This is a genomic window from Pseudomonas sp. UFMG81, assembly GCF_015354575.1.
Taxonomy (GTDB): Bacteria; Pseudomonadota; Gammaproteobacteria; order Pseudomonadales; family Pseudomonadaceae; genus Aquipseudomonas.
The window spans coordinates 24,120-47,749 of sequence record NZ_JACAFQ010000003.1; the positions used below are offsets into that span (position 1 = coordinate 24,120).

The window sequence follows — 23,630 nt, forward strand, 5'->3', positions numbered from 1 at the left end:
AAGGATGGATACGTGAGCGAAACAGTCTTGCCCAACGCTGAACAGACCTCGGCGCCAGAAGCGTCGCAAACCTCGTCCACACCCGCCCGACGCTCTGGCAATGGCGTAGCGTTGCTGGCCCTGCTGCTGGGCGCCGCGGGCGTTGCCATCGGTGGCTGGGGCGCCTGGCAGGTTCGTCAACTGCAAGGCAGCGAGCAGGGGCAGGGCGAGCACCTGCAAGCCCTCAACCAGCGCGCCGACGCCCTGCAACAACGTGAGCAGCAGCTCACCGCACAATTGGCCAGCCTGCCCGCCGCCAGCGAGCTGGAAGACCGTCGCCGCCTGGTGGCGCAACTGCAGGGCGACCAGCAGCGCTTGAACCAGCGCCTGGAAACCGCACTGGGTGAAAGTCGCAAGGAGTGGCGCCTGGCCGAGGCCGAGCATTTGCTGCGCCTGGCCACCCTGCGCCTGTCGGCGTTGCAGGACATCACCAGCGCCAAGGCCCTGGTGCAAGGTGCCGACGAAATCCTCCGTGAGCAGAGCGACCCAGGCGCCTTCGCCGCCCGCGAGCAACTGGCACGCAGCCTGGCCACCCTGGACAGCACCCAGCAGCCGGATCGCACCGGGCTGTTCCTCAAGCTCGCCGCCCAGCGCGAGCAGGTCCAGCAGCTCAGCGCCCAGTCGCCGGAGTTCGACAGCAAGGCCGACGCCATGGGCGCGCTCACCGCCGATGGCGACGGCGCCAGCCGCTGGTCGCAGTGGTGGGCCGAGATATCCAAGTACTTCCAGATCGAGTTCGACGCCGACGACAATGTGCGCCCGCTGCTCTCCGGGCAGTCGCTCAACCAGCTGCGCCTGGCCCTGAGCCTGACCATCGAGCAGGCCCAGTGGGCCGCGCTCAACGGAGAGGCCAAGGTCTACGCCCAGGCGCTGGACGATGCCCGCAGCGTCCTGCTGGCCAACTTCAACCCAGACAACGCGCAAAGCAAGGCGATGCTCGACAGCCTCAACCAGCTGGCCGAGCAGCCCGTGTCGGTGGTCACCCCCGACCTCTCCGAAAGCCTGGCTGCGGTGCAGGCTTATATCCAGCGTCGCCACCTGCCGGCCGAAGCCGAGGGGGCCAAACCATGAAGCGCACCTACCTGCTGGCGGTGCTGGCGATCGTGGTTGCCGCAGCGCTGGGCATCGCCATCGCCAAGCACAGCGGCTATGTGCTGATCGCCTATGGCGGCTTCCGCTACCAGTCAGGGCTGTGGGCGGCACTGGGGGCGTTGGTCGGCATCGTGCTGTTGCTGCTGGTGCTGCGCTATCTGGTCGGGCTGGTGCTCACCTCCACCGGGGTGGTCAACCCTTGGTCGCGGCGCAACCGCAGCCGGCGTACCCGCATTGCGGTCGAACAGGGGCAACTGGACCTGGCCGAAGGCCGCTGGAGCAGTGCCCAGCGGCACTTGCAGCGCGCCGCCGAGGCCGAGCGTCAGCCCTTGCTGTACTACCTGGGTGCCGCCCGTGCCGCCAACGAGCAGGGCCGTGTGGAAGAGCGTGACAACTTGCTCGAGCGGGCACTGGAGCGCCAACCACAGGCTGAACTGGCCATCGCCCTCACCCATGCCCAATTGCAGATGGACCGCGGTGAGAGCGACGGTGCCCTCGACGCACTGCAAGCCATGCAGGCGCGTCATCCGCACAACGCTCAGGTACTGCGCCTGTTGCAGCGCCTGCACCTCGAGCGTGGTGACTGGCCGGCACTGATCCGGTTGCTGCCTGACCTGCGCAAGCACAAGGTGCTGCCAGCCTCCGAGCTGGCCGAACTTGAACAGCGTGCCTGGGGCCAGAACCTGGGCCTGGCGGCAACCCGTGGAGAAGACCAGCAGACCGCACGCCAGGCGCTCGAACGTGCCTGGCAGCAGCTCACCGCGGCCCAGCGTCAGGAACCGCGGCTAGTGTTGGCCTATGCCGAACAGTTGCGCCAGGTGGGTGCCCAGGGCGAGGCTGAACAGGTGCTGCGCGCCGCCCTCAAGCGCGAATACGAAAGCCACCTGGCACGGTTGTATGGCCTGGTACGCGGCGACGATCCGGTGCGCCAGCTGCAAACCGCCGAAGGCTGGTTGAAGGACCACCCGCAAGACCCGAGCCTGCTGCTCACGCTCGGCCGCTTGAGCCTGCAGAATCGCCTGTGGGGCAAGGCCCGTGACTACCTGGAGAGCAGCCTGAACCTGCAACGCAACCCGGAAGCCTGCGCGGAGCTTGCGCGCCTGCTGGCCGGGCTGGGTGAGACCGAGCGCAGCAATCAGTTGTTCCAGGAAGGCCTGGGGTTGCTGGATGAGCGTCTGCTAGCTTTGCCGTTGCCAGAGGCGGTGCGGGCCTGATGCTTACCCCCTCAGGCTCGCCGGAGGCGCGAGCTTGAGGGGGCTCCTCAGCAGTTTTTGCGGAAAGCCGATTTTTCGGCGGGCTTCATCGGATTACTCCTACTCGCTTCAGCAATGATTCACTGCCAAACAGCGACGTCTCCCCGCTGTATCGCCTTGATACAACGCGCGTGTTTCCTCTACCGTTTCAAGCCCATTTTCCTTCGCGGACTTCCATCGCCCATGTCGTTGGCCTGCTTGCGCAGCTTTTTTCTCCCGGCCTTGCTGGTCTCGATCACGGTGCTGGTCGCATCGTTGCGCCTGGAGTCGGTAGTCGGCCTGGTGCCCTGCGCCTTGTGCTTCAGTCAGCGCCTGATGCTGGGGCTGTATGCACTGGTCTGCCTGGCAGCGCTCATTCACCGGCCCGGCACCCGCGGCCAACGCAGTTATGGCTGGCTGGCGCTGGGGTGCGCTGTTGGGGGCGCGCTGCTGGCCGGGCGGCATGTCTGGTTGCAGGCAGACCCACAACTGCTCGAGGGATGTCACCTACCGCTGGCTCAGCTCATTGATCAACCGCTGGGTGAGCTCGCCAGGGCGTTGCTGATGGGGACCCCGGACTGCGTGTCCATCAGTTGGAGCTTCCTTGACCTCACGCTGCCTGAGTGGAGTCTGCTGGCCTTCCTGCTGCTCGCCGCGTTGCCATTGTCGTGGCTGACGGCCAATCGCTTGCGCCAGCGGGCGTGGGATTGACCCAAGACAATGCGCAACGGTTTGTTCGACCAGTGGTGAGTAGGAAAGGGATTAAACACTTGTATGAACTTTGTGCGCTGCGTACCTTGAAGGGCACGGCGCACGGGAATAATCTCCCAGCACACATACTCAACATACAACTGTTCGATGCCGTCCTGCTGATGTCACCTTTGTGCCACGGGCTTGTGGCGCGAGGTGCAGCGGCATCTACCCAGAAGGGAAGAGATCGCCATGCTCGATAGTTGCCAGAACGCCCAGGAACGCTGGGGCGGTGTTCATAAGCTGATCGATCGTTGGCTGGAGGAGCGCCAGGAGCTGGTGCAAGCCTTCCGCGCTCTGCGCGATGCCAAGCCGGCCTTTGCCGACAAGGAGCAGAACCGGGATTTCTGTGCGGTGTTGGTCGACTATGTGTCGGCCTGGCACTTCGAAGTCAGCGAGCAGCTGGTCAGCGAAGCCAAGGCCTTTGGCGACACCCGTGGCTTGGAACTGGCCACGCAGATCAATCCTCGCATCGATGAAAGCACCCAGATCGCGCTGGCCTTCAATGACCACTGCGAGAAGGGCGAGTGCAAGGACACCGAGCGCTTCGCCGAGAAGCTGGGCAAGCTTGGCAGCTTGCTGCATGAGCGCTTCGAACTGGAAGACTGCCTGATCGAAGTGCTGCACAACGCGCACAAGGAAGAGGACGCGGTGCAGGCCTGACTCAGTCGGCCACGGCCAGCAGTTCGATCTCGAACACCAGGGGGGTGTAGGGCGCGATCAGGTCGCCCGCACCTTCGGCGCCGTATGCCTGCGCCGAAGGGATCACCAGCCGCCATTTCGACCCGGCCTTCATCCTCGGCAGTGCCACCTGCCAGCCTTCGATCACCGAATCCAGCTTGAACCATTGCGGTTGCTGGCTCTGGTCGAACACCGTGCCATCCGGCAACTTCCCCACATAACGCACCTGCACACTGCCGCTGGCCTTGGGTTGCGCGCCAGTGCCGCTGGCCAGCTCGCTGTAGAGCACACCCTCGGGCAGTTCGTGCACACCGGCCTTGGCCCGTTCACCCGCCATGAAGCGTTTTTCGGCGCTCAGCAGTTGGTCCACCTGGGCCTGTTCAGCGGCGGCGCTGGCTTGCGCGTCGTGCTGCGCAAGGATGGCTTGCATCTGCGACTTGGCGATCCGTGGCGGTTGGCCCTGATAGGCCTGGCGCAGGCCATCGACCAGCGCGTCGAGCTGCAGGCCGGGGACTTCCTGGCGCAGGCGCTCACCCAGGCTGGCGCCGATGCTGTAGGCCAGGTCGTTGTCGGAAACGGGTTCAGGGGATGCCAGCGCCAAGGGGGCGACCAGGCACAGGCCGAGGATCAGGTAACGTGGCATGCGCGACTCCAGCTGCAATAAGCGCGAAGTATGCCAGCCTTGTTGGCGAATGATTTGTAAATCTGCGCAATACATTAAACGGCATCTACACTTGTTTCCTGCTGCAAGACAACAACTTTGCCCAGGCATGCAACGCGGCGCTACTGATACTGTCAACATGCCCTAGCGGCGGTAGCAGCAGAAGCATAGTATGAGCCGCACTCTCGTCAGCCAGGAGGTAAGCCATGTCGGCTAAAAAGAAGCCAGTCAGTACGCCTTTGCACCTGCTCCAGCAACTTTCCGGTAGCCTGCTCGAACATTTGGAAGATGCCTGCTCCCAAGCGATGGCGGATGCCGAGAAACTGTTGGCCAAGTTGGAAAAACAACGTGGCAAGGCCCAGGAAAAACTGCACAACGCTCGCCTGAAGTTGCAGGACGCGGCCAAGGCCGGTAAAGCCAAGGCACAAGGCAAGGCAAAGAAGGCCGCCGGCGAACTGGAAGACTTGCTCGATTCGCTCAAGGATCGTCAGACCCAGACCCGCACCTACATCCAGCAGCTCAAGCGCGATGCCCAGGAAAGCCTGAAGCTGGCCCAGGGTGTCGGCAAGGTACGCGAAGCTGCCGCCAAGGCGCTCGACTCGCGCACCACCGCACCGAAAGTCGCGGCCAAGCCTGCCACCAAAGCCCCGGCCAAACCGGCTGCCAAAACCGCAGCTGCCAAACCAGCCGCCGCCAAGCCAGTGGCTGCCAAGGCCCCGGCCAAGCCTGCCGTGAAAGCCGCCGCCAAGCCAGTTGCGGCTAAAGCCCCGCCCAAAACCGCTGCCGCTAAACCTGCCGCCAAGCCAGCGGCTAAACCGGTAGCTGCCAAGGCCGCCGCCAAGCCTGCTGCCGCTAAAGCTCCGGCCAAAACCGCTGCAGCCAAACCTGCCGCCAAAGCCCCGGCCAAGCCTGCTGCCGCTAAACCGGCTGCCGCCAAAGCCCCGGCCAAGCCCGCTGCCGCTAAATCGGCTGCCGCCAAAGCCCCGGCCAAGCCCGCTGCCGCTAAACCGGTTGCCGCCAAAGCCCCGGCCAAGCCTGCTGCCGCTAAACCGGCCGCAGCCAAAGCACCCGCCAAGCCCGCTGCGGCCAAGCCGGTCGCCGCCAAGGCACCCGCCAAACCAGCAGCGACCAAACCGGCCGCCAAGCCCGCCGCTGCAAAACCTGTCGCCAGCAAACCGGCCGCTCCAGCCTCCAGCGCCGCACCGGCACCGGCTGCCAGCCCGGCTACCCCGGCAGCAGCCCCTGCCAGCACCCCGGCTCAGGCGCCGTCCTCGGCCTCCTGAAGCTGTCGGGCCGCGGCGCGCAGCTGATGCAGCGCGTCGTGGCCTTGGGCCTGGTCCGGCACCAGCCGGGCCAGCCAGTCTTCGCCAGCGCCCGCTCCGGCGGGCCAGGTGCGCGCAAGCGATTCCAGGCGCTCCAGCAAGGTGCGCTCGGCTTGCAGTTCCAACCTCTTCACTTGTTCGCGCAGCACCGCCAGCTGCGGGTCGGCCAGCGCCTGCTCGCGCCACTGTTGGCGAAGTGCGCGCAGCGGTTTCACCACGTCTCGCTGCCAGGGCTCGGCACTCAACTGCAACGCCGCAATGCGTTGCGCGTCGGGGGCCACCCTGCGGGCCTGCAGCCAGGTGCCGCAGAGCAGCAGGCAGACATCGCCGCCCAGCGCTTGAAGGGTGAGGCAGGCCGTTTCGACCCCCGGCCGGGCATACAGGGCCAGGGCATGATTCCACAGGTCGGTGTGCATGGTTTCGCTCGCGCCAGTGATCGGGGAAGCTGGTAGACTCCGCGACCATCATGATCAGACTATCGAACCTCACTTTACAGCGTGGTCCACAGCGCCTGCTAGAAGGCGCCGAGATGACCCTGCACGCCGGTCACAAGGCCGGCCTGATCGGTGCCAACGGCGCCGGCAAATCCAGCCTGTTCGCCCTGCTGCGCGGCGAGTTGACGCCCGACGGCGGCGACTGCCAGCTGCCCGGCGACTGGCGCATCGCCCACATGCGCCAGGAGGTCGACACGCTCGACCGCATTGCCGTGGACTATGTGCTCGACGGCGACGCCCGTCTGCGCAAGGTCCAGGCCGAGCTGGCGGCGGCCGAAGCGGCGCACGACGGCACCGCACTGGCGCGCCTGCACAGTGAGCTGGACAGCGCCGACGGCTACACCGCCGACGCCCGCGCGCGCAAGCTGCTGGCCGGCCTTGGTTTCAGCAACGAGCAGATGGACCGCCGCGTCGGTGACTTCTCCGGTGGCTGGCGGATGCGCCTGAACCTGGCCCAGGCACTGATGTGCCCCTCCGACCTGCTGCTGCTCGACGAACCCACCAACCACCTCGACCTCGACGCCATCCTCTGGCTGGAAGACTGGCTCAAGGGCTACCCGGGCACGCTGCTGCTGATCTCCCACGACCGCGACTTCCTCGACGCCGTGGTCGACCATGTGCTGCATGTCGAGCAGCGCAAGCTCAACCTCTACAAGGGCGGCTACAGCGCCTTCGAGCGCACCCGCGCCGAGCGCCTGGCGCAACAGCAGCAGGCGTACGAGAAGCAGCAGGCGCAGCGCGCGCACATGGAAAAGTACATCGCCCGCTTCAAGGCCCAGGCCACCAAGGCCCGCCAGGCGCAGAGCCGGATCAAGGCCCTGGAGCGCATGGAGGAGCTGACCGCGGCGCATGTCGATTCGCCGTTCGACTTCGTCTTCCGCGAGTCGGAGAAGATCTCAAGCCCGTTGCTCGACCTTTCCGAAGCCCACCTGGGTTACGGCGACAAGGCCATCCTCGAGAAGGTCAAGCTGCAACTGGTGCCGGGCGCGCGCATCGGTTTGCTTGGCCCCAACGGTGCGGGCAAGTCGACGCTGATCAAGAACCTTGCCGGTGAACTGCAGCCCTTGTCCGGGCGCCTGGTGCGTGGCGAGAACCTCGCCGTCGGCTACTTCGCCCAGCACCAGCTCGATTCGCTGGACGACAAGGCCAGCCCGCTGCTGCACCTGCAACGCATCGCCCCGACCGAGCGCGAGCAGACCCTGCGCGACTTCCTCGGTGGCTTCGACTTCCACGGCGACCGTGTCGACGAGCCGGTGGTCAACTTCTCCGGTGGTGAAAAGGCGCGCCTGGCCCTGGCGCTGATTGCCTGGGAGCGGCCCAACCTGTTGCTGCTCGACGAACCCACCAACCACCTCGACCTCGAGATGCGCCTGGCCCTGACCATGGCCTTGCAGGAGTTCGCAGGTGCCGTGGTGGTTGTCTCCCACGACCGTCACCTGCTCAAGAGCACCACCGACGACTTCCTGCTGGTGGCCGACGGCAAGGTCGACACCTTTGACGGCGACCTGGACGACTACAGCCGCTGGCTGGTGGAGTACCGCCAGCGCAACGCGCCAGCCAGTAACGCGCCGGTGAACCCGGACAAGACCGACAAGAAGGCCCAGCGCCAGGCGGCCGCCGCCCTGCGCCAGCAGCTGGCACCGCACAAGAAGGCCGCCGACAAGCTGGAGACTGAGCTCAACCAGTTGCACAAGGACCTGGCGCACGTCGAAGCCGTCCTGGGTGACAGCGGTGTGTACGAAGCGGCGCGCAAGGATGAGCTGCGCGACCTGCTGGCCCGCCAGACCAAGCTCAAGCAACGCGAAGGCGAACTGGAAGAGGCCTGGATGGAAGCGTTGGAACTGCTGGAAAATATGCAGGCCGAGCTCGAGGCGCTGTCCTGATGGAGGAGCTGCGTTCGCTGCTGCCGGGGCAATGGATGGACACGTTCTGGCTGGGGCTGCAGATCCTGTTGATCCTGATCGCGGCGTTCGTGCTGCAACGCATGATCGCCCGCGGCCTCAGGAGCCTGGGTGACCGCTACCCGCTGCCCCACGAGCTGATGATGCCGGTGCGCGGCGCCCTGCGCTGGCTGATCATGGGCAGTGCATTGCTGTTCGTACTGGAGCGTCTGGGCGTCTCGGCCACGGTGTTGTGGACGGCGCTGTCAGGCTTCGTCGCGGTGGCGGCGGTGGCGTTCTTCGCCATCTGGAGCGTGCTGTCCAACCTGCTGTGCGCGGTGCTGATCTTCACCGTGGGGCCGTTTCGCATCGGCGATGTGGTCGAGCTGGTCGACACCACCGACAAACCGGGGGTGAAGGGCCGGGTGATCGCCATCAACCTGCTGTACACCACCTTGATGGAAACACCAGAGGCCGGCGGGGCGCTGGTGCAGGTGCCCAACAGCCAGTTCTTCCAGAAGGCGGTGCGGCGCTGGCGCGGGGCGGAAGTCCCCGTGACGGCCAAGGCTGAGTCCATCGAAGGCGACTGACTGCATAGCCTTGCGTTGGCTGTCAGGGCCTCATCGCCGGCAAGCCGGCTCCCACAGGTTTCATCCCGAGCTCGATCTCTGTGGGAGCCGGCTTGCCGGCGATGAGGGCCTGCTAGAAAGGCGCAGATAGTTCTGGTTATTTTTTCGCCAACACCGTAGCTTAACGTTTTGCAACAAACGTTCGGATGAGGTGTGCGATGTCGATGGAAACGTGGTTGGCCTTCTTTGCCGCGTGCTGGGTGATCAGCCTGTCGCCGGGTGCCGGGGCCATCGCCTCGATGTCCAGCGGGCTGCAGTACGGTTTCTGGCGCGGTTACTGGAACGCCCTGGGGCTGCAGCTGGGCCTGATCGTGCAGATCGCCATCATCGCCGCCGGTGTCGGCGCCATTCTCGCCGCCTCGGCCACCGCCTTCCAGGCCATCAAGTGGTTCGGCGTCGCCTACCTGGTCTACCTCGCCTACAAGCAATGGCGCGCGCTGCCCATGGACATGAGCGACGAGTCCAGCGTGCGGCCGATCGGCAAGCCGCTGAGCCTGGTGTTCCGCGGCTTCCTGGTCAACGTCAGCAACCCCAAGGCGCTGGTGTTCATGCTGGCGGTGCTGCCGCAGTTCATCAACCCGCATGAGCCGCTGCTGGCGCAGTACGTGGCAATCACCGTGACCATGATCAGCGTCGACATGCTGGTGATGGCGGGCTACACCGGGTTGGCGTCGAAGGTACTGCGCCTGCTGCGCACGCCGAAGCAGCAGAAACGCCTGAACCGTACCTTCGCCGGGCTGTTCATCGGCGCCGCGACCTTCCTCGCCACGCTGCGTCGTGCGCCGATCTGACTGGATGATGGGGGCTGCTGCGCAGCCTCTTTCGCTGGCAAGCCAGCGCCTACACCCCGTCAGCGCTGTTTGTCGACCAAGCCCTTGAGCAGGTCCACCGGCAGCGGGAACACGATGGTCGAACTCTTGTCGCCGGCAATCGAGCCCAGGGTCTGCATGTAGCGCAGCTGCATCGCCCCTGGCTCCTTGCTCAGCATCTGCGCTGCCTGCATCAGTTTCTCCGAGGCCTGCAACTCGCCTTCGGCGTGAATCACCTTGGCCCGCCGCTCGCGCTCGGCTTCGGCCTGGCGGGCGATGGCGCGGATCATCGATTCGTTCAGGTCGACATGCTTGATTTCGACGTTGGCCACCTTGATGCCCCAGGCGTCGGTCTGCGCGTCGAGTACCTCACGAATATCGCCGTTGAGCTGTTCGCGCTCGGCCAGCAGCTCGTCCAGCTCATGCTTGCCGAGCACCGCGCGCAGGGTGGTCTGGGCCAGCTGGCTGGTGGCGGCGAGGAAGTCCTCGACCTGGATGATCGCCTTCTGCGGGTCGAGCACGCGAAAGTACAGCACCGCGTTGACCTTGACCGAAACGTTGTCGCGGGTGATCACATCCTGCGGCGGTACATCCAGCACCACGGTGCGCAAGTCGACGCGAACCATCTGCTGGATGCCCGGGATCAGGATGATCAGCCCCGGGCCCTTGACCTGCCAGAAGCGCCCGAGCTGGAACACCACACCGCGTTCGTATTCACGCAGGATGCGCAGCGCCGACAGTAGCAGGAGCACCACCAGCACGAGCAGGGTGCCGAAACCGAATTGCATGAACATCTTCACTCTCCTAGCGCTGATGGCGCGGTGGCGCTGACCTCCAGCATCACGCCGTTGCGTGCGGTCACCCGCACATGCTGGCCGGGCTGCAGCGGCGTGGCGCACTGCGCCTGCCATTGCTCACCTTGAGCCTGTACCGAGCCACGAAACGGGTTGTCGGCGTGCACGAAGGTCACCGTGACCAGGCTGCCCACCAGCCCGGCGTCACCACTGACCAGGGCCCTGCGTCGTGCCTTGACCGCCATGCCCAGCACACCGCCCAGCAGCAGAGCCGAAAGCACCGCCAGGCTGACGATCAGCGCCAGCGGGATGCCAAAGCCTGGCGCGTCGGTGTCCATCAGGATCAGCGCGCCGACGATGAACGCGACGATGCCGCCGAAACCGACCACGCCAAAGCTGGGCAGGAACGCCTCGGCGATCATGAACGCCATCCCCAGCAGGATCAGTGCGACCCCGGCGTGGCTCACCGGCAGCAGTTGCAGGGCATACAGCGCCAACAGCAGGCAGATACCGCCAATCACGCCACCGGCGGCGGTGCCGGGGTTCATGAACTCGAACAGCAGGCCGTACACCCCGATCATGATCAGGATCAGCGCCACGCTGGGGTTGGTGATCACCGCCAGCAGGCGCGTGCGCCAGTCCGGCAAGTGCTCGACCACGGTCGCGTCGGCGGTGCGCAATTGCACGGGCTGGCCTGCGGCGACCAGGTTCTGCCCGTCGAGCTGGCGCAATAACTCGGGCAGGTCGTTGGCGACCCGGTCGATCACTTTCAGGCGCAAGGCTTCGCTGGCTGGCAGGCTCACCGCCTCGCGTACCGCTTTCTCTGCCCAGTCGGCGTTGCGCCCGCGCAGCTCGGCCAGGCCGCGGATATAGGCTGCCGCGTCGTTGACCTGCTTGCGGGCGAGGGTGTCCTGTTGTTTGTCGGCATCCTTCTCGGGTGTGCCGGGCGAACCTATCTGCACCGGTGTGGCGGCACCCAGGTTGGTCCCGGGCGCCATGGCCGCCACATGGCTGGCATAGAGGATATAGGTGCCGGCGCTGGCCGCGCGGGCACCGCCGGGGGCGACGTAGGTGGCCACCGGCACGGGGCTGGCCAGGATGGCCTTGATGATCTGGCGCATGGCGCTGTCCAGCCCGCCAGGGGTGTCGAGGCGGATCACCACCAGCTGTGCACCTTGTGCCTGGGCCTGGTCCAGCCCACGTAGCAGGTAGTCCGCGCTGGCCGGGCCGATGGCGTCGTCGACGCTGAGCAGCCACACCGTGCCACCGGGCGCTGCCTGGCCGCCTGGGCTCAGGCCGAGCATCAGCAGCAACAGCAACACGCGCCAGCCGTGAGCGATCACCTGTCGTCACCTCATTGGGGCTTGTCCTTGAAGTTTAGCCGTGGCCACCTGTGCGCGGCCTAAACTTGTGGGTGGGGGCGAAACCGGAGGTGCATCATGCGTATGGCCAAGACCCTTCAGCAGCGCCTGGACCAGGCCAACTGCGACTACGACATCATTGCCCACCCACATTCGGCCACCAGCCTCGAGTCGGCGCGCACGGCCAGCGTACCCGCCGAGCGGGTCGCGAAATCGGTGATGCTGGATGACCGCCATGGCAACTACATCATGGCCGTGTTACCGGCCAACCGGCACCTGGACATGACCGAGGTGCGCATGACCGGCGCCTGGCAACTGACCAGCGAGAGCAACCTGCCGAGCCTGTTCGGCGATTGCGAACGCGGTGCCGTCCCAGCATTGGGCGATGCCTACAATATTCCGATGCTGCTCGACCGCAGGCTTACCCGCCAGGGTGATATCTATTTCGAGGCGGGTGACCACGATCACCTGATCCACATGAGCATGGAGCAATACCTGAAACTGGTGCCGCACGCCGAAGTGCGCGAACTGAGCTGATGCTCGCAACCCACGCCGGGCCGGCGTCGTGGACGGCCCGCCCGGCCCGAGGAGGAACCATGGAAGCACCGACCCATCCATTCGCCGACCTGTTCAAGCAACTGGGCTTGCCCGACGACGCTCAGAGCATCGACCAGTTCATCACCTCGCATTCGCCACTGAAAAACGAGATCAAGCTGGTGGATGCGCCCTTCTGGAGCGAATCGCAACGGGCTTTTCTCAAGCAAAGCATCATAGAGGACGCTGATTGGGCGGTGCCCTTCGATCAACTCAACGAGGCCCTGCGCCGGCCCCGAAAATAAAGCGCCGAGCGGCACCTGATGGGTGAACGGGGCGTTGCTATGCTCAGGAAAAACAAGAGGGGATGGCGCGATGAAAGATCCCTACGCACCAGGCTTCTGGTGCTCCGTGACGATCCTGGGCACCCTGACCGGCGGCTACTTCTACGGCATCCGGCACACCCAGCAGATGAACCAGGCCGTGCAGTTTCTGTATGCCGCCGCCGCCGTGACCGCGGCGGTGGCGCTGTGCGGCCTGGCGTGGATCGCCTGGCAGCAGCTGCACCTGAACAAACGCGAAGTGGCCCAGGGGCGAACGTTGCTGACCATCTGGAACACCAAGGTCGCCCTGCGCCGGGTCGAAACGGTGTTCGACCGCTATTTCTGGGGCAGCTACTGGCATTCCGGGCGCACTTTCGAAGAGGTGATGGGCGAGCTCAAGGGCACGCCGCTGGAACAGAGCCTCGACGCCCTCAAGCGCCAGTGCCGCGAACTCGACCGGGAAATCCACGACCACCATCACCATTGGCTGGCCAATGCCCGTGACCTGTCCAGTGTCGCCACCGCCATGGCCCGTGAACGCTATCAGCTGGACCTGTGTGATGCGCCCGTGCGTGAGGGGGGCAACACCGCCGTGCTCAACCGTGACCTGGAAGTACTGGTGTACACCTGGTCGGCGCGCCTGCGCAGCTTCGACCATCAGCTGGACGAGCTGGAGCGCGCCTACCACTGAGGGTCATTCGCCGCGGATGTACTGCTCCAACTGAAGGATCAGGTTGGCCTGCTCGGCGATGGTTTCCTTCACCAGGTCGCCGATCGACAGCAACCCCAGCAACTCGCCGTTGTGCACCACCGGCAGGTGACGCAGATGGCGGTTGGTCATCAGGTTCATGCAGTACTCGAGGTTCTGCTTAGGCTCTACGGTGACCACCGGTGAGCTCATGATCTCGCGCACTGGCGTCGCTGCCGAAGAGCGCCCCTTGAGCACCAGCTTACGGGCATAGTCACGTTCGCTGACGATCCCCACCACTTGGTCGTTCTCCACCACCGGCAATGCGCCGACGTTCTTTTCCGCCAGCATTTTCAAGGCATCCAGCACCGAGTCATCAGGGCCGATGGTGTACACGGTCTGATGCTGGGATTTGGTCTTGAGGATTTGTTCGACGTTCTTCATACGGGCCTCGGTGGGTGAAAAAGCACGGTGTCGGAGTAAATAAAGCATCCGGCACGGCGCTCTGCACGGCAATGCAGGAAACGGCATCGAGGCGATTGAAAAACGTCATGGTTGCAGGTGCATGAAAAAAAGGCGGCCCTAAGGCTAATGCCAGTCAGTTAAGCCACATTTGGGGCTGCTTCGCAGCCCTTCGCGGCGGTTCGGCGCTCCGACAAGCCCGCTCCCACAGGTACGGCGCATATGTTGAGAAATGCGCAATCCTGTGGGAGCGGGCTTGCCCGCGAAGGGCCGCAGAGCGGCCCCAATCAATGCGATGGCGCACTAACTGATCAGCATTAGCCCGAAGGCCGCCTCATCATTCCCGCTCAGGCTGCGCTCAGACCAGACCCTTGGGGCTTGGGCCGAAACGGTTGTTGCCGGGCGTGCCGTCCTGGATCAGGAACACCAGGTTGACGATCGGCACCAGTAGCCACCAGCCACTGTGGTCGTTGTCGTGCAGGCGACGCACGCCCACGGCGATGCTCGGGATCAGGATCGCCAGGTTGTACACCAGGCCCAGCAACGGGGTAGTGCCAAGCGCGTTGTCGATGAAGCCGACGGCGATTGTGATCAGGAAGTTGATCAGCACGAACATCCAGTATTCCTTGCGGCGTGCACGGCCTTTGAATACGGCGTACTTCTTCAAGACTTCGAGGTAGGGCGTGCCGCTGCTCACTTCGGCGGTACCCACGAAGGCACCGTTGGTGGCAGTGGCAGCCTGGGGTGCGCCGCAGCCTGGGCAGCTCAGGGCCGATTGATGGATCTGTTTGGCGCAGCCACGGCAGAACACCATGCTCATTTGTTTTCCCTCACAGTTGGATTAGCTTGCGGATATCAGGCCGACCAGGCACAGCAGCGAGATGCCTGCCATGACAACGCCGGCGATCGCCAAGCCGTTGCCGGGTTTGTTCTGGTTGATGCTGATGACGCCGAGGATCAGGCTGGTGCTTGCGAACAGGCCCAGCCCCAGGAGGGTTTCATCCTCCCAGGCGGAATCATCGAACAGGGTCATGAAACACAGAATGCCAAGCATCAGGGAGACGATACCCATCCACGGCGATTCGCCGCCGGCAGGTTTCGTGGAGGATGTTGCGTGCTGTGGAGCACCGCATTGGGGGCAGGTAGGTGCCGTTTCGTGCAGCTGTCTGGCACAGCCGCGGCAATAGACCATTGCCATCGCAAATCCTTTTGTGGCGTTCGCCGAACGCATCCCTGTTCGCATACCGTGTCACCCGTCTGGGTGGCCGGCGCAGAGGTTACCAAACATTTCGTAGGTGGCGAAACAGTGGCGTCAAAAAATCCGAAGGTCGCCTCGACCCAATTAAAAAGGCGCCCGCAGGCGCCTGATGCTCTTTAGTTAAGTCAGATGGGGCCGCCGGGCGGCCCTAGGCCGCGAGCCTCAGAGCTTGGGCATCTGCCCGATCCGCGCCACCATCTCGCTGACGATCTGCAGATCGAGCATGAACTGCTCCACGGTCTTGAACTCGTTGTCGTTGTGCCCGGTGTACTTCACGTCCGGCATGGCCAGGCCGAACTGCACGCCGTTGGGCAGGTCGTGTACCGAGGTGGCGCCGGCGGAGGTGCCGAACTCGTGCTTCATGCCCAGGTTCTCGCTGGCCACGGCCAGCAGCGCCTTGACCCACTCGCCCTCCGGGTTGCGGTACATCGGCTCGTCCATGCTGTAGTCGAAGGCCACCTGGGTCTTGCTCTTGGCTACCCATTGGTCGAGCTTGCCGGAAATCTCGGACTTGAGGGTGGCCAGCGCCTTGCCTTTGGGGATCCGCAGGTTCACCGCCAGCTTCAGCGCCTTGTCGTCCAGGCCGACGAAGGTCAGCGAGGTGGTCAGCGGGCCCATGAAATCATCCTTGAAGCCTACGCCGAGTTTATTGCCCAGGTAGTCCAGGCCCCAGTTGTCGGCGGCATAGCGGGCGGCGTCGGTGATGTGGTTGTGCTTGAGCGGCACCTGCTTGCCCAGGCCATTGAGGAAGTCGAGCATGCGTGCCACCGGGTTGACCCCCGACTCGGGCTCGGAGGAGTGCGCCGATACGCCGGTTACGGTCAGCAATACCTGCTTGCCCGCGACCTTGGCATCGATGCTGAAGTCGCCACCGTGCTTCTTCACGTACTCGGCGCCGGCCTTGTTCAGGGCCTTGGCCAGGTCGGCCGGCTTGTCGCCGATCAGGGTCGCCACCGAGCTGCCGGGGATCTGGTTGGTGGCCAGGCCGCCGGTGAGGTTGACCACTTCGGCGCCTTTGCCGCTGCCGGCGCGCTTGGCGAAGGTGGCCATGACCGTGCCGTAGCCTTTCTCGGCGATCACTACTGGGTAGCCGCCATCCAGTGCCAGGTTGTAGTCGGGCGTGGCGTTACGCTCGAAGTAGTAGGGGATGGCGTCGCCGGTGGTTTCTTCGGTGGTGTCCACCAGCAGCTTGAACTGGCGCGCCAGCGGCAGTTTCTCGTCCTTGGCCACTTTCAGCGCATAGAGCGCGACGACGATGCCGTTCTTGTCGTCCTCGGTGCCACGGCCGTACATGCGGTCGCCCACCAGGGTGACCTTGAACGGGTCGAGCTTGGTGCCGTCGGCAAGCTTCCAGTTTTCCGGGGTGACCGGTACCACGTCGGCGTGGGCATGGATGCCGATGACTTCCTTGCCCTCGCCGAGGGAGATCTCGTAGACGCGGTTGTCGACGTTGCGGAACGTCAGGCCGAAGCCCTCGGCCAGGGCCTTGATCTTGTCGGCGATCTTGAGGAACTCGGGGTTCTCGTGCTGCGCCACGCCGTCTTTGCGGTAGGTGGGGATCTCCACCAGCTCGCGCAGGGTCTGGGTGGCGGCCTTGCCGTACTTGATGCGGGTGTACAGGCCCAGCAGGCGGTTGATTTCGTCCTGCTGCTCGGCAGTGAGCGGCTTGCCGGCCAGGTACAGCTTGAGGGTTTCATCGAGCTTGTCGACCTTGGCCAGGTCACTGCCGGCCAGCTTGCCGAGGAACTGCTTGAAGTCGGCCGGGTCGCTGCCGTCGTAGGCCTTGATGATGGCGGCGGACTGTTGCTGGGACAAGTTGGCCTGGGCCGGGATCGAGAACAGGGCCACGCTGGCCAGCAGCAACGACGCGGCGGAGAGCTTGGTAAATGGCATGGGCGTGCGCATTCCTTTGCAAGGGTTTGAGGGGGTCCGTTTACGCAAACGGAAGAGGCCAACGCTACCACCAATGACGCGCTGAAGGGGAGAGGTGGCAATGTGCGCTCAAGCACAAACGAAACAGCTTTCATGCAGCGGCGAAACAGGAGGTCTGCAGGCCATATACAAAAATGCGTATCATTAGCGTTTTTCAGCGGTACCCCGCGTTACCGAGAAGGATCCTCATGTTGATGAAATACTTTGCACCCCTGGCCGGGGTGCTCGCATTCGCCCTCGCCTGCATCAGCCCCGCCCAAGCGCGTGACGATGGAACCGACCACTCCGTTACCCTCGAGAAGGTTATCCAGGCCTATACCGTCCAGGCCGATGGCAGCTTCCAACTTGAGGTAGAAACGGTCACCCGCATCAACGAGGAACGGGCCATCCAGGCCAAGGCGCAGCAACCCCTGAGCTACAACCGCTCGTTCGAAACCCTCGAGGTCGTCGAAGCATTCACTCGCAAACCCGATGGCCGCACGGTCAAGGTGGATGCCTCGCAGATCAAGGAGCAGCAGGAGCGGGCTTCATCCTTCGCCCCAATGTTCCAGGACTCGCGGGTGAAGGTGGTGATCTTCCCGGAGGTCGCGGTCGGCGACCAACTGGTGCTGCGCTACAAGCTTCATCGCACCACTGCGCTGTTCCCCGGGCAGTTCGAAGACATCACCTCGCCGGACTTCCACCCAGTGCAGCAATTCACGCTCCTCTACGACCTGCCAGCGGACATGCCACTGTTCGCCGACGCCCGTGGCTTCAAGGCTTCGGCCCCCAAGGCCGGCAAGGGCCGCAAGGCCTACCGCTGGGACTTCGTGCCCACCGAGCGGGCCCGGACCGAGGCAGGCTCGGTGTCTTATCTGGACTATGGCCAGTACCTGGCCGTGTCGACGTTCAAGGACTATTCGGCGCTGGCGGCCGCCTATCAGGCCCGTGCCGGGGTAGAGGTAACGCCCGCCATCGCCGCCTTGGCCGCACAGTTGACCGAGCACCTGCCCAGCGCGCGGGAGAAGGCCTACAAACTCAACGACTGGGTGCGTGAGAACATCCGCTATGTGGCCGTCTATGTCGGCCCCGGCGGCGTGGTGCCCCATTCAGCGCAGAGCGTGCTGGACAACCGCTACGGCGATTGCAAGGACCATGTGGCGCTGCTCGAAGCGCTGCTCAAGGCGGCCGGGATCGAAAGCTCGCCCGCCTTGATCAACCTGGGCAACGCCTACACGCTGCCCAAGGTGCCCACACTGGGCGTGCTCAACCACGTGCTGACCTACATCCCAAGCCTGGACTTGTACCTGGATTCGACCGACCCCTCGATCGCCGCTGGTTACCTGCCCCTGCCAGACCTGGACAAGCCGGTGCTGCTGACCGCCTCGGGCGCGTTCGGTAAAACCCCGGCCAGCCAGCTCAACAAGCAGTCGGGCGAAATGCTGTTCAAGGTCCAGGGCACCGGTGCCGCAGACTTCACCAGCGCCTCGGTCATCGAAGGTTGGGCCAGCGAGTTCAGCCGCTACAGCGCCAAGTCGATGCAGCCGGCCGACCTCGACCGGATGGTCGAGCAGGTGCTCAACGCCTATGGGCAACGGGGCAGCGGCAAGCTGCTGATTCAGCCGTCGGTGGAGCCCGAGCAGTTTCGCAGCAAGGTCGAGGGGCGCAGCGAAAACCTGGTCAACCTGCCGGGCCCGGTCGGGGTGCAGGCATTCAGCAGCCTGGTCGGTGGCATTGCGCAGACGGTGTACGGTTTCGCCGCCGAGAACGAACGCACCCAAGCGTTCATCTGCCTGGCCAATGAAGCGGTGGAACAATCGCGCTTCGAGTTCCCGGCCGAAGTCACCATCCTGGCGACGCCCAAACCGGTTGCCGTGCAGGATGCCAGCTTCGACTACAGCGCCCAGTACAGCCGTGATGGCAACGCCGTGGTCATCGAGCGCCGCCTGCGGTTCAAGCACCCGAAAGCGGTGTGCACGCCGGAGGAGTTCAAGGCCATGAAGCCGACCATCGAAACCATGGTCAAGGACCTGCAAGGGCAGATCATCGTGCAGGCAAGTTGAGGTCGCGTGCAGCGACTTTCGGTTGAGGAGTAGTACCGATGGTGTTCGATGGATTCGCCCTGCTCAATGGCCTGTGGGGCTTCATCTGTGTGGCGGTGATCACGCCGATCCTGGCCAACCGCAAGTACGGCCTGTGCGCGCTGTTGGCCCTGCTGCTTTGCGCAGGTTGGGCGCTGTTGCTGCACGACTACAGGCGGATGCCCGTCGACGAGTCATTGCTCAGAAGTGCAGGCGTGGTGCTGCTCAACGTTGCGATCGCCTTCCTGCTGGTGCACTTCGTTCATCGCAAGCGCTCGCTCAAGGACTTGCTCCGGCGCTGAAGCGCATCATGGCCCCGCGCGGCAAAGGGCGGGTTCGGCGAGTAGCCCGGGCCAGCGTCGCCCCCAGTCATCACCATGACGCATGCCAGGTACTGCGCGCACTTGCGCACAGTCACCGGCCACGGCCTGGGTGAAGCGCAAGGCGATTACCCCCGGTACGACATCATCTTCGGTCCCGAAGTAATGAACCTGAGGCAGCCCGTGCAGCCGGGCGGCGCTGTCGATGGGGTTGAGCGAGGCGGGCATGGGGGTGGTCCTGTGCAACCGGTTGAACTCGCCGACATCGAGATTGCCCGCCACCGTGCGCAGGCTGGCCACGTCCGTCCGCCGGGCGGCAAGCAGCGCGGCAATGGCGCCGCCACCGGAATAGCCGACCAGGTGCAGCGGCTGCTTGGGTAACTGCCGGGCGTAGTGCTGCACGGCCTGATCCATGGCCTGCACCACCTCCTCGGCAAAACGCTTCCCCGTCCAGTACGCCACGGTGCAGTGCGGATTGTCGGCGCGTCGGGCGAATTGGCAGGGGCGGGCGAGGTACAGCACATTGGCGCTTGGGTCGGCCGCGGCCAGGGCCAGCCCCTGTGGATTGACGGGGGTGGGATCGTCCGACGGTTGCGAGCGGGTACGGAAGGCCAGCCCATCGCCTTCGATGTACACCGTCAGCGGCAGGTCCTGCCGCGTGATCCGGGCAAAACTGGTCAGCACGAAGCTGTCGGTACGCACCTGTTCGCGCGCCAGGCCGGCTGCGCGGGCAAGGGCGTCGGCGTGCTGGCTGCGCTGCTCTGGCGAGGGCAGCGTGGTGCAGCCGGGCAGTAGCAGGCTGGCAAGCAGCGCGGCTATGCCCATGCCATGGACCAAGGGATGTGTGCGCATGCTTGCTTGCCCGTTGCACCGGGCACCCCATGCGAGGCGCCCGGCAGCACTCAGAATGCCCAGCGTGCCTCGACCGATGCCGTCTGGTTGAGGAAGTGGGTGCGTTTTTCCACATCGTAGCGTGCCGACAGCTGCAACTGCTCGTTGGCCTGGTAGCTCAGGGCGGTGGCGCCGCGTGCCAGCCAGCGCTGGGGCTCGCCCGACACGGTGGTGAACGCTGCGCCCGGCGCACCGGCGAAGGCCGTGGTGATCGCGTCACGTTCGGCGAGGAAGTCGTAGCCGGCGCCCAGCAGGGCGCTGACCTTCAACCGTTCGCTCAGGTCATGCTCAAGCTTGCCGTCCAGGCCCAGGATGAACTGGTCGGTGCTGCGGCTCTTGGCATTCAGGTTCAGCTCCTGGGCGCCGGTTTCGCGGTAGTCCTCATCCTTGATCCAGGTGTAGTCCGCGCGTACCGAGGGGGTGATGCGGGTGGCCTGGGTCAGGCTGTAGGTGCGGTCCAGGGCCACACCGGCGTGGGCGGTCCAGCTGTCGTAACGGGACTTGGCGCGCAGGCCGGCGAAGTCGATGTCGCGCGTGCCTTCGTTGCGGTTCTTGCCGCCGTCGACCTGCAGGCGAAGGTCGGTGACGTCGTCGATGTGGTAGATGCCATAGCCCACCAGCTGGTAGACATCGGTGTCCAGGCTCTGGCGCGTGCTGCCGCCACGGGTGCGGGTGTCGGCGTTGGCGTAGACGAAGGCGCTGCCCAGGGTCCAGCTGTCGCTGAACGCCGCGTCGGCACCAATGGCCAGGCCGCCGACGTTGGTGCGCGCGCCGTCCGCGCCGCCGCTGCTTTCCAGGTCGGCCCAGGAGCCGAACGGCTTGATCCACAGGTGCTGCTCGGTCAGGGCCAGGTCACCCGAGGCGGCGCCGCGCAAGGTGTCGCCACGCACTTCGATGAGGCGGTTGACCGAGGTCAGGGCGGTCTTGGCGGCCACGGTGGAGCCCCCGGCCATCAATGGCAGGGCTTCGCTGGCGGCCTGGGATACCTCGGCCTGGGTGCTCAGGGGGATGAAGCGGCTGGCCAGCCCACTGGCAGGGGCGCTGGCGATCACGCCGTCGAGCACGGCGGCGGCGCCGACAGCCGGGGTGTTGCCCAATGCCTGAACGCTACCGCGCACGGTGTTGTGGCCGGGCGAGGAGCCGCCTGCGCTGTTGTGGCCACCCACCACATTGAGGTCGACGCTGTTGCCGGTGTAGGTCGGGGTGAAGTCGAACAGCAAGCTGTTGTCGGTGACCTGGCTGAAGCGACCGGAGACCGTGCCCGTGGTGCTGACCACATTGCCCAGGCGGTTGTTGCCGGCCAGGGTATTGCCGGCTTTCACGTCGATATCCAGGGTGCCGTCCAGCTGGGCATTGCCGTTCACCTGGAGGGCGCCGTACTGGCTGGCGCTGAGGGCGCCGACACGCAGCACGCCGCTGGCCTGTTGGGTGAAGTCGCCGACAGTCAGCGTGGCATAGGGCGAGCCGGCGCTGCCCACGCTCAGCAGGCCGCTGTTGTTCAGGCTGCCGCCAATACGCGCGGCGCCAGCGTTGAGCGTGGCGCCCTGAGCGATGTTGACCGAGCCCAGCAGGCTGGCGCCATCGGCCAGTTGCAGGGTGCCGGCCTTGACGCTCCAGGCTTTGCCCCAGCTGTCGGTGCCGGTGAGGGTCCAAACGCTGCTGCCCTCTTTCTCGAAGGCGCCGAAGCCCTGGTACTGCTTGTCACTGCCCACGTCGCCCAGGTTGCCCAGGTCGAAGGTGTCGGGGCCGTCACGCTCATCCCAGCTGCCGCCCAGTATCAGCACGTCCGAACCGGTGCCATCGGTGGTGACCTTGCCATTGATGACCGAGAACGGGCCGAGCACCAGGCGGTTGTTGCCCAACAGCAGTTCGATGGCGTCCTGCTGCTCGCCACTGCCGCCATTGGCGTAGCCGCCGGAAATGGTGCCGTAGTTGTAGACGGTCGAGTTGCCCAGGCCGATGACGCCCACGCCGCCCCAGCCGAACTGGCCGCTGGCGCCATCGGCGCCCTTGGTGCCCGCGTTGATCGGGCCCAGGTTGCCGGTGCCGCCTTGGCCGCCGATACCTCCGGCACCTCCCGTGCCGCCGTTGCCACCTTGGATCAGGCTGTGGTTGACCACCTGCAGGTTTTGGCCAAACACACCGTGCCCACCCGTGCCGCCGCTGCCACCATCGCCCCCACGGCCACCGTTGCCACCGTTGGAAGAGGCGATGCTGCCGACGCCACTGTTGCCACCCGCGCCGCCCGCGCCACCTTGCACGCCGTTGGAGCCGTTGCCGCCGATGATCATCGCGTAGTTGGTCAGGCTGATGTTGTCGGCGAAGAAGCCCGAGCCACCGTTGGCGCCGTAGCCGCCGGCACCGCCCGCGCCGCCATTGCCCCCGCTGAGCGGTATCGGGGTGCTGCCGGACGCACCGGCGTTACCCCCTCTGCCGCCGGCACCGGAGACTGCGGTGGTGATGCCCTGGCCGCCCCACACCGTGGCCATGTTGGTCACGCTGAAACCGTTGCCGGTGATGGCGGACTGGCCATCAGGCTGGCCGACCAGCGCACCGAGGCCGCCATTGCTGCCGCTGCCGCCTGCCGTGCCGAGGGTACCCGGCATGCCGAAGGTGCCATCGATGCCATTGGCGCCGTTGCTGCCGTTGTAAGGGCTGACGGTGCCCGAGCGTGCGCCGATGTAGATACCGGTCAATGTCGCGCCGATGGCGCCGTCGAGGGTCAGCATCTTGCTGTCGCCCCGCAGGCTGGCGCCGCTGATGTTCACAGGGGCGCTGGCCTGGAGGCGCGTGGTGGCATTCAGGTCGATGGGGCTGGCGTTGTTCAGCGCGATGCTGGACACGGACGGCGCAATGCTCACCGTACTCATGTGTTGCAGCGCGTCGCGCAGCGAACCTGGCCCTGAGTCGGCGCCCGTGGTGACGGTGTACAGCGGTGTGGCCGACAGGCCGGAGGCAACGCCCAGTGATAACAGCGCCAGGGGCCAGGCTGCGTGCTTGGCTGCACCAGGACGTGTGTTCCATACCAGGCGGTAGAGGGCCTTGCTCATGTGTGCGTCATTCCTTGCCTTTGGCGTTTTGCTGGCGCTGGGCTCGAAAGCAGCCTGGCCTGTCAGACAGCGAGTGAGTGGCGGCTCACGATGGGATGGTGGCTATGTGATATCGCCGGCGCGCATCATGCCAAATTTTCAGGAAAACGCTACTGATTCGCCGCAGGTAAACAGGGCGATTGAGCAAAGACGAAGAGGAGGGTGAAACGCAGCCCGTGGGATGGGCGAGAAGGGTGGCGCACTCGGCGGGATTCGAACCCACGACCCCTGCCTTCGGAGGGCAGTACTCTATCCAGCTGAGCTACGAGTGCATCGGGGCGCATGATACCCATCTGCATCGGCGGCGTCCATCGCCTTGATCTACGGCT

The 23,630-nt window shown here is 65.1% G+C and carries 23 protein-coding genes and 1 tRNA gene; 13 read left to right on the forward strand and 11 right to left on the reverse strand.

Features of this window, described 5'->3' with window-relative positions; translation table 11 throughout:
- The first annotated feature begins 12 nt into the window (after window positions 1-12).
- The 4 genes from IX761_RS03175 to rsd all read left to right on the forward strand — a co-directional run bounded on the left by IX761_RS03175 (window position 13) and on the right by rsd (window position 3,776).
- Window positions 13-1,110, forward strand: a complete 1,098-nt coding sequence (locus IX761_RS03175) for a uroporphyrinogen-III C-methyltransferase (RefSeq protein WP_194788191.1) — start codon at window positions 13-15, stop codon at window positions 1,108-1,110.
- A complete protein-coding gene (locus IX761_RS03180; RefSeq protein WP_194788192.1) occupies window positions 1,107-2,345 on the forward strand; it encodes a heme biosynthesis HemY N-terminal domain-containing protein in 1,239 nt (412 codons plus the stop codon). Before IX761_RS03175 ends, IX761_RS03180 begins: the two co-directional genes overlap by 4 nt.
- A gap of 222 nt (window positions 2,346-2,567) precedes the next feature.
- Window positions 2,568-3,074, forward strand: a complete 507-nt coding sequence (locus IX761_RS03185; protein WP_194788193.1) for a disulfide bond formation protein B — start codon at window positions 2,568-2,570, stop codon at window positions 3,072-3,074.
- Between the two features lie 231 nt (window positions 3,075-3,305).
- Window positions 3,306-3,776 carry a sigma D regulator gene (gene rsd, locus IX761_RS03190; RefSeq protein WP_194788194.1) on the forward strand — a complete coding sequence of 157 codons (471 nt, stop codon included), beginning with the start codon at window positions 3,306-3,308 and terminating at the stop codon, window positions 3,774-3,776.
- A 1-nt stretch (window position 3,777) separates the two neighbouring features.
- Here rsd and IX761_RS03195 read toward each other — a convergent pair whose 3' ends face one another.
- Complete coding sequence (locus IX761_RS03195) at window positions 3,778-4,437, reverse strand: FKBP-type peptidyl-prolyl cis-trans isomerase (protein ID WP_194788195.1); 660 nt, start codon at window positions 4,435-4,437, stop codon at window positions 3,778-3,780.
- 224 nt (window positions 4,438-4,661) lie between these two features.
- On the opposite strand from IX761_RS03195, the gene IX761_RS03200 reads away from it, so the two are divergent.
- On the forward strand, window positions 4,662-5,738 hold the full coding sequence (locus IX761_RS03200; RefSeq protein ID WP_194788196.1) for an AlgP family protein: 1,077 nt from the start codon (window positions 4,662-4,664) through the stop codon (window positions 5,736-5,738).
- On the opposite strand, the gene IX761_RS03205 is transcribed toward IX761_RS03200, so the two are convergent.
- On the reverse strand, window positions 5,714-6,193 hold the full coding sequence (locus IX761_RS03205; protein ID WP_194788197.1) for a TIGR02444 family protein: 480 nt from the start codon (window positions 6,191-6,193) through the stop codon (window positions 5,714-5,716). The two genes, IX761_RS03200 and IX761_RS03205, sit on opposite strands and share 25 nt — an antisense overlap.
- 50 nt (window positions 6,194-6,243) lie before the next feature.
- On the opposite strand from IX761_RS03205, the gene IX761_RS03210 reads away from it, so the two are divergent.
- From IX761_RS03210 to IX761_RS03220, 3 genes are all read left to right on the forward strand, one after another.
- Window positions 6,244-8,154: an ATP-binding cassette domain-containing protein gene (locus IX761_RS03210; protein ID WP_194788198.1), complete on the forward strand. Its 1,911-nt coding sequence runs from the start codon at window positions 6,244-6,246 to the stop codon at window positions 8,152-8,154.
- Entirely contained in the window at window positions 8,154-8,741 is a 588-nt protein-coding gene (locus IX761_RS03215) for a mechanosensitive ion channel family protein (protein ID WP_194788199.1), read from the forward strand. The genes IX761_RS03210 and IX761_RS03215 overlap by 1 nt, the downstream gene beginning before the upstream one ends.
- A gap of 197 nt (window positions 8,742-8,938) precedes the next feature.
- Window positions 8,939-9,571, forward strand: a complete 633-nt coding sequence (locus IX761_RS03220) for a LysE family transporter (protein WP_194788200.1) — start codon at window positions 8,939-8,941, stop codon at window positions 9,569-9,571.
- Between the two features lie 59 nt (window positions 9,572-9,630).
- Here IX761_RS03220 and IX761_RS03225 read toward each other — a convergent pair whose 3' ends face one another.
- On the reverse strand, window positions 9,631-10,383 hold the full coding sequence (locus tag IX761_RS03225) for a slipin family protein (protein ID WP_194788201.1): 753 nt from the start codon (window positions 10,381-10,383) through the stop codon (window positions 9,631-9,633).
- A gap of 2 nt (window positions 10,384-10,385) precedes the next feature.
- A complete protein-coding gene (locus tag IX761_RS03230; RefSeq protein ID WP_194788202.1) occupies window positions 10,386-11,726 on the reverse strand; it encodes an NfeD family protein in 1,341 nt (446 codons plus the stop codon).
- 96 nt (window positions 11,727-11,822) lie between these two features.
- Between IX761_RS03230 and IX761_RS03235 the strand changes: the two genes are divergently transcribed.
- The 3 genes from IX761_RS03235 (at window position 11,823) to IX761_RS03245 (ending at window position 13,292) form a co-directional block, all read left to right on the forward strand.
- Entirely contained in the window at window positions 11,823-12,281 is a 459-nt protein-coding gene (locus IX761_RS03235; protein WP_194788203.1) for a YbaK/EbsC family protein, read from the forward strand.
- A gap of 59 nt (window positions 12,282-12,340) precedes the next feature.
- Window positions 12,341-12,583: a DUF2789 domain-containing protein gene (locus IX761_RS03240; protein ID WP_194788204.1), complete on the forward strand. Its 243-nt coding sequence runs from the start codon at window positions 12,341-12,343 to the stop codon at window positions 12,581-12,583.
- Between the two features lie 70 nt (window positions 12,584-12,653).
- Window positions 12,654-13,292, forward strand: coding sequence for an NADH:ubiquinone oxidoreductase subunit N (locus tag IX761_RS03245; RefSeq protein ID WP_194788205.1), 639 nt, complete (start codon window positions 12,654-12,656; stop codon window positions 13,290-13,292).
- A 3-nt stretch (window positions 13,293-13,295) separates the two neighbouring features.
- On the opposite strand, the gene IX761_RS03250 is transcribed toward IX761_RS03245, so the two are convergent.
- The 4 genes from IX761_RS03250 to IX761_RS03265 all read right to left on the reverse strand — a co-directional run bounded on the left by IX761_RS03250 (window position 13,296) and on the right by IX761_RS03265 (window position 16,902).
- Entirely contained in the window at window positions 13,296-13,733 is a 438-nt protein-coding gene (locus IX761_RS03250) for a CBS domain-containing protein (RefSeq protein ID WP_194788206.1), read from the reverse strand.
- A 376-nt stretch (window positions 13,734-14,109) separates the two neighbouring features.
- Window positions 14,110-14,571 (reverse strand): DUF805 domain-containing protein, encoded by a 462-nt coding sequence (locus tag IX761_RS03255; RefSeq protein WP_416366756.1) that lies wholly within the window; start codon window positions 14,569-14,571, stop codon window positions 14,110-14,112.
- A 21-nt stretch (window positions 14,572-14,592) separates the two neighbouring features.
- Complete coding sequence (locus IX761_RS03260) at window positions 14,593-14,949, reverse strand: DUF4190 domain-containing protein (protein ID WP_194788207.1); 357 nt, start codon at window positions 14,947-14,949, stop codon at window positions 14,593-14,595.
- 222 nt (window positions 14,950-15,171) lie between these two features.
- Window positions 15,172-16,902, reverse strand: coding sequence for a dipeptidase (locus IX761_RS03265; RefSeq protein ID WP_194788208.1), 1,731 nt, complete (start codon window positions 16,900-16,902; stop codon window positions 15,172-15,174).
- A 233-nt stretch (window positions 16,903-17,135) separates the two neighbouring features.
- On the opposite strand from IX761_RS03265, the gene IX761_RS03270 reads away from it, so the two are divergent.
- Together IX761_RS03270 and IX761_RS03275 are read left to right on the forward strand one after the other, a co-directional pair.
- A complete protein-coding gene (locus IX761_RS03270; RefSeq protein ID WP_194788209.1) occupies window positions 17,136-18,983 on the forward strand; it encodes a DUF3857 domain-containing transglutaminase family protein in 1,848 nt (615 codons plus the stop codon).
- A gap of 38 nt (window positions 18,984-19,021) precedes the next feature.
- Complete coding sequence (locus IX761_RS03275; RefSeq protein WP_194788210.1) at window positions 19,022-19,303, forward strand: hypothetical protein; 282 nt, start codon at window positions 19,022-19,024, stop codon at window positions 19,301-19,303.
- Window positions 19,304-19,309: 6 nt separating this feature from the next.
- Here IX761_RS03275 and IX761_RS03280 read toward each other — a convergent pair whose 3' ends face one another.
- From IX761_RS03280 to IX761_RS03290, 3 genes are all read right to left on the reverse strand, one after another.
- A complete protein-coding gene (locus IX761_RS03280) occupies window positions 19,310-20,173 on the reverse strand; it encodes an alpha/beta hydrolase (protein ID WP_228533198.1) in 864 nt (287 codons plus the stop codon).
- Between the two features lie 50 nt (window positions 20,174-20,223).
- A complete protein-coding gene (locus tag IX761_RS27310; RefSeq protein ID WP_194788211.1) occupies window positions 20,224-23,262 on the reverse strand; it encodes an autotransporter outer membrane beta-barrel domain-containing protein in 3,039 nt (1,012 codons plus the stop codon).
- A 234-nt stretch (window positions 23,263-23,496) separates the two neighbouring features.
- Window positions 23,497-23,573 (reverse strand) — tRNA-Arg (locus tag IX761_RS03290).
- Window positions 23,574-23,630 lie beyond the last annotated feature (57 nt).